10 protein-coding genes are annotated in these 13495 nt (G+C 42.1%); 1 reads left to right on the plus strand and 9 read right to left on the minus strand.

The features are described from left to right. Positions 1 to 11: 11 nt before the first annotated feature. The 5 genes from HMPREF1115_RS11310 to HMPREF1115_RS11330 form a co-directional block, all read right to left on the minus strand. Complete coding sequence (locus HMPREF1115_RS11310) at positions 12 to 3107, minus strand: DEAD/DEAH box helicase (RefSeq protein ID WP_001096253.1); 3096 nt, start codon at positions 3105 to 3107, stop codon at positions 12 to 14. A 92-nt stretch (positions 3108 to 3199) separates the two neighbouring features. After that, on the minus strand, positions 3200 to 4366 hold the full coding sequence (locus HMPREF1115_RS11315; protein WP_000521338.1) for a MalY/PatB family protein: 1167 nt from the start codon (positions 4364 to 4366) through the stop codon (positions 3200 to 3202). A gap of 7 nt (positions 4367 to 4373) precedes the next feature. Then, on the minus strand, positions 4374 to 5468 hold the full coding sequence (locus tag HMPREF1115_RS11320; protein ID WP_000031945.1) for a cystathionine gamma-synthase: 1095 nt from the start codon (positions 5466 to 5468) through the stop codon (positions 4374 to 4376). Positions 5469 to 5613: 145 nt separating this feature from the next. Then, complete coding sequence (locus HMPREF1115_RS11325) at positions 5614 to 7572, minus strand: peptide ABC transporter substrate-binding protein (protein ID WP_000748540.1); 1959 nt, start codon at positions 7570 to 7572, stop codon at positions 5614 to 5616. A 202-nt stretch (positions 7573 to 7774) separates the two neighbouring features. After that, positions 7775 to 9397 carry a putative polysaccharide biosynthesis protein gene (locus tag HMPREF1115_RS11330; RefSeq protein WP_000064205.1) on the minus strand — a complete coding sequence of 541 codons (1623 nt, stop codon included), beginning with the start codon at positions 9395 to 9397 and terminating at the stop codon, positions 7775 to 7777. Positions 9398 to 9502: 105 nt separating this feature from the next. Between HMPREF1115_RS11330 and HMPREF1115_RS11335 the strand changes: the two genes are divergently transcribed. Next, entirely contained in the window at positions 9503 to 10948 is a 1446-nt protein-coding gene (locus tag HMPREF1115_RS11335; protein WP_000590280.1) for a UDP-N-acetylmuramoyl-L-alanyl-D-glutamate--L-lysine ligase, read from the plus strand. 31 nt (positions 10949 to 10979) lie between these two features. Here the strand turns inward: HMPREF1115_RS11335 and HMPREF1115_RS11340 are convergent, their stop codons facing one another. The 4 genes from HMPREF1115_RS11340 to HMPREF1115_RS11355 form a co-directional block, all read right to left on the minus strand. Continuing rightward, on the minus strand, positions 10980 to 11180 hold the full coding sequence (locus HMPREF1115_RS11340) for a CsbD family protein (protein ID WP_000051179.1): 201 nt from the start codon (positions 11178 to 11180) through the stop codon (positions 10980 to 10982). 101 nt (positions 11181 to 11281) lie between these two features. Further along, complete coding sequence (locus tag HMPREF1115_RS11345; RefSeq protein ID WP_000614475.1) at positions 11282 to 11932, minus strand: DUF1803 domain-containing protein; 651 nt, start codon at positions 11930 to 11932, stop codon at positions 11282 to 11284. After that, positions 11916 to 12428 (minus strand): YiiX/YebB-like N1pC/P60 family cysteine hydrolase, encoded by a 513-nt coding sequence (locus HMPREF1115_RS11350; protein WP_000892226.1) that lies wholly within the window; start codon positions 12426 to 12428, stop codon positions 11916 to 11918. The genes HMPREF1115_RS11345 and HMPREF1115_RS11350 overlap by 17 nt, the downstream gene beginning before the upstream one ends. A gap of 85 nt (positions 12429 to 12513) precedes the next feature. After that, positions 12514 to 13449 carry a manganese-dependent inorganic pyrophosphatase gene (locus HMPREF1115_RS11355; protein WP_000036061.1) on the minus strand — a complete coding sequence of 312 codons (936 nt, stop codon included), beginning with the start codon at positions 13447 to 13449 and terminating at the stop codon, positions 12514 to 12516. Positions 13450 to 13495: the final 46 nt, after the last annotated feature.

Consider the following 13495-nt stretch of genomic DNA (forward strand, 5'->3'; position numbering starts at 1 on the left):
GTCTTGATTTTTCAAGTGCTGGCTTCAGAAATTCCCAAAATTTCACGAATTTCTGCCAGACTGAGACTCGCACGCGACTCCGTACCATCTAAAACTTGGGAAACCAAATGTTTCTTTTGTTCTTGAAGTTCTTGGATTTTTTCTTCAATGGTCCCCTTGGTAATCAAACGATAGACCTCGACCATCTGCTCCTGCCCCATGCGGTGGGCTCTTCCGATGGCCTGTGCTTCGACAGCGGGATTCCACCAAAGGTCAACCAAAATAACTGTATCAGCTCCCGTTAGATTGAGACCAACACCACCCGCCTTCAGAGAGATGAGAAAGGCATCTCTTTCCCCTTGGTTAAAGGCCTTAGTCATCTCCTGTCTGTCTTGAGCAGGAGTTGAGCCTGTGATTTTGAATGAAGTCAAGCCCAAGTCTGGAAGTTCTTGCTCGATTTTTTCCAACATTCCTTTGAATTGGGAGAAAATCAAGACCCGATGGCCACCATCTGCCACTTGTAGCAATAAATCTCGGAGACTATCCAATTTACCACTAGCTCCTTGGTAATCGTCCATGAAGAGAGCTGGCGTATCGCAGATTTGACGCAAACGCATGAGTCCAGATAAGATTTCTACCCGACTTCTTTGGAATTCTTGATCTGTCACTTGGGCTAGTCGGTCTCGCATTTGTTGCAACTGGGCGAGATAGATGGCCTTCTGCTGATCTTCCAGTTCATTTTTATAGACGACTTCGATCAGATCAGGCAGTTCTGTAAGGACTTCTTCTTTCTTACGCCTCATAACGAAAGGCTTGATAAACTGCGCGACTCGCTCAGCCGGTAATTTCATAAACTCCTTTTTACTTGGTAAGAGCCCCGGTAGCACAATTTGAAAGATAGACCACAACTCTCCTAAATGATTTTCGATGGGGGTACCTGACAAAGCAAAAACTGCTGGCACCACAAACTGGCGCAAACTCTGAGCAATCTTTGTTTGGGCATTTTTCATGACCTGAGCTTCATCTAAGAAGAGAAAATCAAAAGCCATTTCTTGATAAAGCTCGCTGTCTTGACGAAAGGTGGCATAGCTAGTCACATAGATTTGGTGATTTTCAGAAAGAATTGCTTCTCGATTCGCTTTCAAACCATGAACGACAGCCAAATCCAACTGTGGTGCAAATTTCCTGAATTCATCTGCCCAATTGTAGATTAAACCTGACGGAGCCAAAATCAAAACCCGACTGTCTTCTGTCACCTGACTGGTCGAAAAAGCGATGGTTTGCAATGTTTTTCCCAGTCCCATATCATCTGCCAGAATGCCACCAAAGCCATAGTGATGAAGCATCTGGAGCCAACGGACACCCTTTTCCTGATAGTCTCTCAAACTCGCCTGCACCCGTATATCTCCCAAAGGAAAATCCTCTGGATGAGTCAAATCATGAGCTAAATGCTGAAATTCTTCCGAGAAGGAGATCCTGTCTTGACCTTCAAACAACTGAGACAAACTATAAGCTAGGGATTTCCGAGCCTGAAAAGAACCATCTTTTAGCTCAACCCCCAGTTCCTGCAAATTTTGACGAATCTGCTTGGTTTCCTCATCAAAAAAGTACACTTGGTCAGAAGAACTGATATAGAAATCCTGATTGCTGGTCAGGGCTTTAAGAGCTTGATCAATCTCTTCTTGGGCAATCCCTTGGAAATCAAATTGGATTTCCAACAGTCCTCCCTTGGACTCAATCTGAACCTGAGGAGCTTGGATGCTGTAGAGCTGATTCATCTCATCAGACAAGAAAACCTGACCCAACTTCTCAAAAGCTGGAATCGTATGGTGAAAGAAAGAATAAACTGCCTCTGGCTTCAAAGCCTGTCTCCAAGACTGAAAATCAGCCTCAAAACCAGCCCCTAAACAGACTTGAAATAGTTGGTTTTCCAAGACAGCATCGCTTGAAAATGGTAATTGTTCCAGCTGTTGACGACTAGTTACCTTAACATCTCCATAGTCAAACTGAATATTCAAGCGGATGCGGCCGTCATCCTCCCTATCAAAGTAAAAGATTGGTGAAAAGGGTCTGATTTGCAAGCGTTCAGGAGCAGAAACTGTGCCCAGCTGTCCAAACAAAGGCAGACAGGCGGCTAGGCGGTCACGATCACTGTTGTCAAACTGGAGGCATTTTCTCCCTCTTTCCTCCTGAGGAAGCTCCTTGATTTCCTTTAGGAGGCTGATTTGTTTAGGATTTAAGAGATAAAGATTACCCTTACGAAAGAGAACCGCTCCCCCATAGAATACGTTGACTCGCTCACTTTCAGAAATCTCCATCTCAAAATAATCGGGATACTCCTGCACGGAAAAAGAGAAAAGGTTTGCTTCTGGATCTAAATCATGAAAGAGAAGATTTTCATAACTAGTAATCTGGTGTTCGAAATGAAAATCTTCCAAGTTCATCAATAACCCCATTCCCTGCTCAAAAAAGGTCAGAGGGAAAAAGAGGTGACGACCTTGATTGGGGAAAAAGAGGTCTTGACTCAGTCCCTCCTCAATCAAGCCACATAAAAAAGTAAGAACATCTTGACTAGCTGTATCAAAAGCATCCCAAGACAAGTCATTTTCATAGTATTTCCCAATCATATATGGTTTTTGATGGACTAAGACCTTCAAAAAGAGAGGGATATCACGAATGACATAATATTTTTGACTATCAACTAAACCGATTCGGAGAGTCCAAAGGAGGCGATTGGTTCCAGCTTCTACCTGGCCTTGTGCCGACAAAGTGTAGATTTTCTCTCGCTTCTGAGGTTGGATACGCTCCAAAAAACTACCACCAAAACTAACCTTGGTTTCGACCTCTTCTTGCTCTTCATGTCCTTTTTCTAAGGCTTGTAAAATCACCTGGCCTTCTTCGTCGTTCTTCAGATAATGCTCGAGCGCTGCGAGGTGAACACAGTAACCTCTTTTTTGGAAAAAATCACAAGCACAAAAAACCAGATCATCCTCTAAACTGTAGCGCAAGTCTTCTCCCGCCACGCGAGTATAGAGGCGATTCCCTTTTTCCTTGATAATCTCAATCTTGCCTGTCTCATAGAGAGCAACCCCCTCCATGCGCAACTTTCCTGGAATCAATTTAGCCATAGTTACCCCTTTATCTTATCTTTTCATTATACCACATTTTCCCCTATGAAAATAGCCTTCTAGGAAGACTTTTCTCCTAGAAGGCTGGATTTTTAAAGTGTAGCAAAAGTGGTCACGATACGTTGGCAAACCTCTTCCAGTACTGACTTTGGCATGGCTACATTGAGGCGGGCATGAAGAGCTCCCTCCTCCCCAAAGTCCAAACCTCGGTTCAAGATAACCTTGGCTTCATTCTTCAAAAGCTCTTGCAAGCGGTCATCCGTTAGGTCATAGGCTGAAAAATCAAGCCAGATCAAGTAGGTACCTTGTGGTTTCATGACCTTAATCTTGGTTTCGTTGCCCAAAACATCCACTACATAGTTAATGTGGTCCTCGATAACTTCTTTTAGCTCTCCTAACCAGTCCTTGCCATAACGGTAGGCAGCTTCTGTTGCCAAATACCCCAAGCCTGAGATTTCATGTTGGTTATTGGCCAACTGGCGTTTTTGGAAAGCAACTCGAAGCTTTGGATTTTCAATGACAGCATAGGAATTTTTCGTTCCAGCAATGTTGAATGTCTTAGTGGCACTGCTCAAGATAAGGGCAAAGTCTTTAAAAGCTGGATTAATGGTGTTAAAAGACTGGTGTTTGTGACCAAAGAGGGCCAAATCTTGGTGAATCTCATCCGAAACCAGTAATACACCATGTTTTTGGCAGAGAGTTCCAATCTTTTCTAACACTTCCTTTTCCCAAACACGGCCCCCAGGATTATGAGGATTGCAGAGGATATAAAGCTTCACATCCTCTTCTACCAATTCCTTCTCCAACTGGTCAAAGTCAATCTCAAACAGCCCATCCTTTTCCACCAAAGGATTGGTAATCAATCGGCGATTGTTGAGTTTGACACTGCGAGCAAACGGTGGATAGACAGGTGTGTTAATCAGAACAGCCTCTCCCTCTTTTGTAAAGGCTTGAATAGCCGTTGAAATAGCTGGCACCACTCCCTCGATAAAGACGAGGGCATCCTTGTCAAAGCGATAGCCGTGTTGTGTAGCTTCCCAGTCCTGAACCGACTCAATCAAAGCATCGCTAGCATAAGTATAGCCATAGACCAACTGATCTGCGTAGGCTTGTACAGCTTGTCGAACCTCAGGCAAAACCACAAAGTCCATATCTGCTATCCAGGCTGGTAGAACTTCGCGATCAGCTTCCGCTTCTTTCCATTTATAGGTATGGTGCCCAAAACGATTGGGCAGGCTTGTAAAATCATATTTTCCCATATCTATCTTATCCTTCCAAAGCTTGGCGCAAGTCCGCAATCAAATCTCTAGCATCTTCAATCCCAATTGACAAGCGCAAGAGGTCATCTGTTAATCCATAGGAATGACGCACTTCTGCTGGAATATCCGCATGGGTTTGAGTCGTCGGATAGGTGATCAGACTCTCCACCCCACCCAAACTTTCCGCAAAAGAGAATACTTTCAAGCTATTTAAAATATGAGGAATACGTTTTTCATCCACTACTTTAAAGGAAATCATGCCTCCACGTCCTGTATAGAGCACTTCCTTGACAGCAGGTGAATCCTTCAAAAAAGCAACCACTTCTTGGGCATTGGCTGTAGAACGTTCCATACGAAGAGGTAGAGTTTTAAGACCACGAATCAACTGATAACTATCAAATGGTGACAAGACCGCACCCGTCGTATTGAGATTATAGAAAAGTTGTTCATATAGTTCTAAACTATTAGTCACAACCACCCCAGCTAAGACATCATTGTGCCCTGCTAAATACTTGGTGGCTGAATGAAGAACGATATCCGCACCATCTTCAATCGGACGTTGGTAAATCGGACTGTAGAAGGTATTGTCCACCACTACCTTGGCACCCTTGGCATGAGCTAGTTTGGCTAGTTTGGCAATATCAAATTCCAACATCAAGGGATTGGTTGGCGTTTCGATATAGAGAACATCCACATCATTTTCCAGCTCAGTAATCAACTCTGCTTCCGTATTGGCATAGGTAAAATGGAAACGGCCTTCCTGCTCCACTTGGTTAAACCAACGGAAAGAACCCCCATACAGATCACGAACAGCCAAGACTTTACTTCCTACTGGAAAGACACTAAATGCCAGTACAATCGCTGCCATACCTGAGCTCGTTGCTAGGGCATAGTCCGCTGATTCAATAGCCGCCAAGACCTCCTCCGCCTTACTGCGAGTTGGGTTTTTAGTACGGGTATAGTCAAATCCCGTAGACTGACCGAACTCCGGATGCTGATAAGTTGTTGAAAAATGAAGCGGTGTTACCAAGGCACCTGTAGCCTCATCTGACTTGATCCCAGCCTGGGCCAAAATTGTGTTGATGTGTAGTTCTTTGCTCATACAATACCTCCAAATCTATAGTAACTATTGTACCACTTATTTTCATTAACTCATTTTCTTGTTTTCAAGAGCTAGTTATAGTTTCAAACTATATAAAAACGATAGTTCCTTGAGAAACTATCGTTTTTCCTGTTGAATAGACTGGTTATTTAACGTGTTTTGCCAGTTCTTCTTGGGCTTTTTTATTTGATTCTTCTTTTTCTTTCAGCCATTTTTCTTTAGCTTTTTCATACTCATCAGCCGTTACAGTCTTATCTTGCAACTTGAGGTACTTGTATGATTCGACACCCTTATTTCCAGCTTGTGAGAATGGCGATGAGAATGGAACTGTCTTTCTCAAGGTCGGTGTTCCACCCTGAGAAACGTTTGGAATTGCAAGGGCGCTATCAACGAGCCAAGCTTGAATTTCAGCATATTTTTCATAACGTTTTGCTGGCTCTTGCTCCTTGTTCGCTTCTTCCAACATTTGAGTGTAAGTATCCAGACCAACTGCCTTAGCCTTGTCATTGACCTCACCTGGTTCTAGACCAATGTTTTGCAACATACCGCCGTTATTGACATTTAAGATATCAAGATAGCTTGATGGATCCAAGTAGTCCGCACTCCAACCGCCATTATAGATATCAAAGTCTTTTTGAGCTGCAGTTTGAGCTAGGTAAGTAGAGTTGTCAAAGTCATCTGTTGATAGCTGTTGGATATCGATCACCACATTCTCAGCTCCTAGAACAGATTCGATGGATTGTTTCAAAGAGCTTGCTTCAAGTACACCTTTTTTAGCTGATTGGTCTACAGATACATCCAAGTGGATTGGGAATTGCACACCCTTAGCTTCCAATTCTTTCTTAGCTTCTGCAAATTTAGCTTTAGCTTTATCAGGATTGTAGTATGGGTCTTGTGCATCTGCAAAATTGATTCCTTGCCATTCTTGGCCATAGTTGACCATCTTTTCTGAAACAACATCGCCAAAGTCTTTTCCGTTGATACTTACAAATGTTGGAGGTACAACCAAGTTACGAATAATCTTTGTTGCTCCGTCCTCCCCTTGAGATTGTGCTCCATAGGCTGTACGGTTATAAGCATAGTTGAAGGCTTGACGGAAGTTTTTATTCAGAACTGCTTCTTGGGTAGATTTCTTTTCGATATCTGAGGATTTAGAAGTGAAGTTATAAGATTTTCTGTCCAAGTTGAAGTTCAAGTAATAAGAAGTTGCATTTTGCATACTATAGATGATGTTATCCTTGTTCTTCTCTTTAATTCCTTCAAAGCTTGAGCTATTTGGGTAGAGACGCGCGTAGCTGTAGACCCCTTCTACAAAGTTACGTGCTAGTGCATCTTGGTCACTACCATCATAATAGGACAATTTCACATCATCCACAAAGACATTTTTTTCATCCCAGTAGTTGGGATTTTTCTTGAATTCGATCACAGATTTTGAAACAAACGATTTCATTAAGAAAGGTCCATTGTACAAAATGCTAGAAGGGTCTACCTTACCAAAGTCATCCCCTTTTGATTTCAAGAAATCTGCATTGAGAGGGAAGAGAATGGTTGAAGTTGTTTTAGAATTCCAATAAGATTCTGGACGTGTCAAAGTGTACTGAACCGTTTGGTCGTCAATCGCCTTAACACCGACAGTTGAAAAGTCAGTTGTTTTACCGTTTATATAGTCATCCAAACCTGCTACAGAGTCTTGAACCAAGTACAAGGCTTCGGATTTTTTATCAGCAGCATATTTCAAACCTGTCACAAAGTCTTGGGCCGTTACAGGGGCATATTCTTCCCCCTCATAAGTATACCATTTTGCATCCTTACGCAATTTGTAAGTATAAGTCAAACCGTCCTGAGAAACAGTCCAATCCTCTGCCAATGATGGAACATAGTTGCCATATTGATCATTTTCCATCAACCCATCCACCAAATTGGTCACGATGTCGCTGGTTGTTGCACGGTTTTCAGCAAGATAGTTCAAACTAGATGGATCGCTCGAATAAACATAGTTATATGTTTTAGAAGCGCTACTTGAGTTTCCACATGCGCTCAGTAAGATACCTGCGCTTAACACGACACTTGCAAGTGTCAGATACTTGGCCTTAGACTTTTTCATTTCCAGAACCTCCTGTTTTAAAGTTTTGTCTTATTATACAGCTTTGGTTTTATTTAGTCAAGCGATTTCTGAAAGAAAACCTAAAAAAACATATTTTTTGCTCTTGATTTTAGAAAAAATTCTCTTTTTTTAAGAAAATGGACTATAAAAAACCTTTCTGTTAAAGAAAGGTTAAATTCATTACTTTTATTTATAAATGTTTTTACGATATTTTCAATCGTGTTCGTAATCGGTCTGCTTGAGCTTTGCCGATAATCTTGTCCAAGAGTCGTGTCCGTAGGCTCATCAAACCATAAAGACCTCCTCCAAGCCCTCCGATGAGAGCTACATAAAGGAAACTCCAGAAGCGTCCACTTGGCTGGAAGACAAAACCGAGTAGCCACTGCAAGAAGCCAACTAGGATAAACATGACAAGGGTCAAGATGGTAATCAAAATGGTTCGCTTCAAGATTATCTTTCGACGAGCACCCGTTACCTGGCAGATGTCTCGGTACATCAAGACATTCGGAATGATCAGCCCGATAGTCGTTGAAATCAAGGGACCGTAACTGTGGAAAATAGCAATGGTTGGCAATTGCAAGACGATCTTAGCAATGGAACCATAGATAAAGTAAAGAACTGCCTTGCGGTTGCGGAACATGGCCTGAAGCATAGGAGACAAGACCATATACAAGCCTAGGATAGTAGACTGTAAAACTGCAAAGACAAATAAGCCCATGGCCAGACTATCTGGCTTACCGTAAAAGACTGTATAAAGAGGCTCCCCTACCATGACCACTCCAACCGTTGCCGGCAGTAGAAATAAGAAGAGCATGGTGAGGCTATCTTGGACTAAGCGAGCCGCCGCCTGCAAGTCGCCTTTTACATAGTTTTCCGTCAAAAGTGGCAAGCCGACACTCCCAATGGAAACCCCTACAGAGATTAAGATCATGGTAATTTTATTCGGATTGGCAGAAAAATAAGAAAACATGACAACCAAGTCTTCATTGCTATAGTTGGTAAACCACTTCATACTATTGATAAAGGTCATTTGGTCTAAAATTTGGAAGAGCTGAATGGCTGATCCTGTTAGGATAAAGGGAATGGCTTCCTTGATAGTATCGACTAAAAGTCGCTTACTATTGATCTTATCTCGTGTTTCAAATACTCTTTTGAGCAAACCTTCTTGGGCAAGGAAGTAGATCAAAACTGCAAAACTTGCCACCATCCCCACAAAGGCCGCAAAGGTCGATTGAGTAACGGCTGATAAGTAGTCACCAGAACCCATCTTCATAATGAAGAAGGTTGCCATCAACATCCAGATAACACGGATCACCTGCTCAGCGATTTGACTCATAGCATAGGGTTTCAGATTGTTCATCCCTTGGAAGAAGCCCCGGATGACGCTCATGGACGGGAAAATCAAGACCGCCCATGCCAAACTCTGCATGATAGGTATCAAATCTTTCCCCACACCTGACAAATCTGCTAACCAGGGAGAAAAGAGATACAAGACCAAGGCAAAGACTAATCCCAAGCCCGTCATAAAGCTTAGGAAACTCCGAATCAAGGCAAAGCTATGCTCTTCTTCTCGCATGGTATTGTACTTAGCCACTTGTTTTGCGACTGCAACTGGGATACCCGCTGTCGAAATCAGCAAGAACCAGGCGTAAATATTGTAGCCCATGGTAAAGAGTCCATTTGCCTTAGCAGCATAGGTCCCCATCCAGATATACCAGGGAATAATGTAGATAGCACCAAGGAGGCGACTAATAAAGTTACTAGCTGTTAGCCAAGCAGTCCCTCGCAACATCTGGGCTTGCTGGTGATTGTTTTCGTTAGACATAGCTTCCTCATTCAATTTTGATAACTAGGAAAAGTTCCTTATCTTCCATTATAAACTTTTCCTTGTTACTTGTAAAATTCGGGCTTGAAGTTTATAATAGAAAGTATGATTAAGATTGAAACCGTATTAGATATTTTAAAGAAAGATGGCCTTTTTCGTGAGATTATTGACCAAGGTCATTACCACTACAACTACAGTGAAGTTGTTTTTGATAGTATCAGTTACGACAGCAGAAAAGTAAAAGAAGGCACTCTTTTTTTTGCCAAAGGCGCCGCCTTTAAAAAAGAATACCTCCTATCCGCTATAACGCAAGGATTAGCTTGGTATGTCGCAGAAAAGGACTACGAAGTCGGTATCCCCGTCATCATTGTGAACGATATCAAAAAAGCCATGAGTTTAATTGCTATGGAATTTTATGGCAATCCACAAGAAAAGCTCAAAATTCTCGCTTTCACAGGGACAAAAGGAAAGACGACAGCTGCTTACTTTGCATACCACATCCTATCTCAACGCTACCCAACAGCTCTCTTGTCAACTATGAACACAACTCTGGATGGTGAGACCTTCTTTAAATCTTCCTTCTCAACACCTGAAAATATCGATCTTTTCGACATGATGGCTCAGGCTGTTCAGAATGGTCGAACCCATCTTGTAATGGAAGTCTCTAGCCAAGCCTATCTTGTTCATCGAGTCTATGGTCTAACCTTTGATGTAGGTGTCTTTCTTAACATCACTCCTGACCATATCGGTCCGATTGAGCATCCTAGCTTTGAAGACTACTTCTACCACAAACGTCTCTTGATGAAAAATAGCCGAGCAGTTGTCATTAATAGCGACATGGACCACTTTTCTGTACTGAAAGAACAAGTTGAACATCAAGAGCATGATTTCTACGGTAGTCAGTCGAGCAACCAAATCGAGAATTCCAAAGCCTTTAGCTTTTCAGCTACAGGTAAACTCGCTGGTGATTATGATATCCAACTCATCGGTCACTTCAATCAAGAAAATGCAGTCGCTGCAGGACTTGCCTGCCTTCGTCTAGGTGCTAGTCTAGAGGACATCAAAAAAGGAATTGCTGCAACCCGGGTCCCTGGACGTATGGAAGTCCTCACACAGAAAAATGGAGCCAAGGTCTTCATCGACTACGCCCACAACGGGGACAGTCTAAAGAAACTCATCAATGTGGTTGAAACCCATCAAACTGGAAAGATTGCTCTGGTTCTCGGTTCGACTGGAAACAAGGGTGAAAGTCGTCGCAAGGACTTCGGACTCCTTCTCAATCAACATCCTGAGATTCAAGTCTTTCTCACTGCTGATGATCCCAACTATGAAGATCCAATGACCATTGCTGAAGAAATCAACAGCTATATCAGTCATCCTGTTGAAAAGATTGCCGATCGTGAAGAAGCCATCAAGGCGGCGATGGCCATCACAAATCAAGAACTCGATGCTGTGATTATTGCAGGCAAGGGAGCTGATTGTTATCAAATCGTCCAAGGAAAGAAAGAAGACTATCCCGGAGATGCGGCCATCGCAGAACGTTATCTATAAAAAAATCAAGGGAACTATTCCCTTGATTTTTTTAGTCTTCTTTCTTAAATGAATTTTTAAGACCTTCAACGGCACCTTCTACAGCACCTTTAGCATCTTCAACAACTTCTTTTGCTTTGGCAACTGTTTTTTCAACAGTACCTTCTGCTTCTGTCTTGCTATCACCAGTAACTTTACCAAATCCTTCTTTGATAGCACCAGTTGCTTGATCCAATTTATTTTCAAGTGACATATCTCTGTCTCCTTTGCTTTTAATACGATAAACGTTATCGCTTACATTTAGTTTATGCTTATTCTTTAGTAAAGTCAAACAATCTGCTCAAAATGAAGCAATTAAGGTAAATAGAAAGTCAATCGTTCCTTGTCAAACTCAACAGCCAACTCATACTTCCCTTCTTCGTTTTGCACAACATAGCCCAAGACGACTAGACTCTCAACGAAGATATCACGACGTTTCTGTATCAGTTGGTCTTTTTTGAGGAATTTTAACAAAAAAGTCGTCATATACTTGAGGGCATACTCAGGATTGACATCTCCCAAAATGGCATAGAGTTCCTGCTGTTTTTCTGTCAAAGGATATTGGTGCTTGACCTTGTAGAAATAGTTGGATAAGGTCATCTTTTCTCTTGCAAAGTCAGACTTTTCAACTAAGATAGCTGCATTGGTTTGATTGCACAATTCTGTCTCAAAACTCTTCTCCAACAAGGCTTGATAAACTGGACTATCCTCTCTGACAAAAATTTCTTGGTCAAGGGATAGATTACCTATCGATTCTAGAAAAGGGAGATTAAGGGAATAGCGTTTGTTTTCCCTTAAGATCAAACCTGCCTTTATATACTCTTCCATGAGTTTATCAACTGCTACATCTAGAAACTGAGCCTTGATTTCTCGAAGGATCACATCGTCATGCTGGTCCAGATAGTCCACCAAATCTATAAAAAATGGCTGTCGAGTCAAACGAGATGGGTTAAAAATCTGAATCATGAAGATTCCTTTCTTTACATTCTAAAAGAGGAGATGCTGCCAACTGACTGGGATTGGTTCCTGGTTGATTGAGAGGCACAGGAAGTTCGAGTTTCCTGTAGTATTCTCTCCAAAAATCACTAATCTCCTGCTCCCCGTCTCCAAATTGCATCGGAATAGTCTCAAAAATAGGAAGAATTTCCGCGATATACTGGGAGCAGTAAAAGCCAGACCCATCTGGATATAACGAGCTATTATAAGGAGCACCTAGATGCTGGCAAGCCTTCTCCTTTACCAAGTCAACTTCCAGCTCTGGATAGACATAAAGATCGTAGAGATGAGTCGGTTCAAAAAATTCAGCAGGTTCTTGACAAATGACCCCTGCTTGCCCACTAGCATGGTAGATGAAACCGTCCAAAAAGATGGCTACATGACTATAGTTCCCAGTAGAAGCCTGGATGGCCTGCCCCATATCTGAAAGATCCTTCACAAAGATCAAATCACCATTTTCTAACATCTTTCTCTCCTAGAAAAAAAGGAGCCGAAACCCCTTTAGCTATATAGAAACTAACATTTCCTCATTTCAATTATTACTCAGACTATTAGCTATTAAAGCTTTCAGTCAACTGAGGCACCACTTGTTTCTTACGTGAAACAGCACCTGGAAGGAAAGCGTGGTTGTTTTCAAGTTTGAAGTTGAAAGCTGCTTCGACCTTGTCCATGTTTGATCCAAGAGCAAGGATTTCTGAGTTTGAGTTTACGATGTCTGTAATCATCAAGACAAAATCTGAGTAGCCGTTTGCTGCATTAGCCGCTTGCATTGCTGCTTCGATTTCTGCTTGGCGTTCCAAGACTTCAGCGATATCAACTGTATTGACTTGGGCAACACGAACCTTATTTCCGTTGAGTTCAAAAGTCTTAGCATCGATATCAATCAATTCTTCAGCAGATTTACTAGCCAAGTTTGTACCAGCCTTCAGCATAGCAAGACCGTACTCTTCCAAGTTGACACCAGCTAATTCAGCCAATTCAGGAGCAATGACTTTGTCTGTTGGGTGAGTTGTTGGCGATTTCAAAAGAAGGGTATCTGAAATCAAACCTGAAAGCATCAAACCTGCGATTTCTTTAGGAACAGCTACACCATGCTCTTTGAACATGCGGTAAACGATAGATGAAGCTGATCCAACTGGTTCCAAACGCATGTAAAGTGGACTTGCAGTTTCAAAATTAGCCACACGGTGGTGGTCTACAACACCGTAAACTTCTACTTCAGCGATATCTGATACAGATTGTTGGAATTCATTGTGGTCAGTCAAGATGACTTGCTCTGCACCTTCTGCTCTAGCAGATGTGATAACGCGTGGTGCTTCTACACCAAAATAGTTCAAAACGAAGGCTGTTTCTTCATTAGGAGTTCCAAGTGCTACTGCTTCTGTGTCCAATCCATAAGCCTCTTTTGCAAGGTAAGCAAAGGCTACAGATGACCCGATGGCATCTGAGTCTGGATTTTGGTGACCAAATACTAGAATCTTAGACATGATAATACCTCTTTAAATTTATTCATCTTATTGTAGCACTTTTTTC

The sequence above is a fragment of the Streptococcus oralis SK610 genome (assembly GCF_000257455.1).
Taxonomy (GTDB): domain Bacteria; phylum Bacillota; class Bacilli; order Lactobacillales; family Streptococcaceae; genus Streptococcus; species Streptococcus oralis_CB.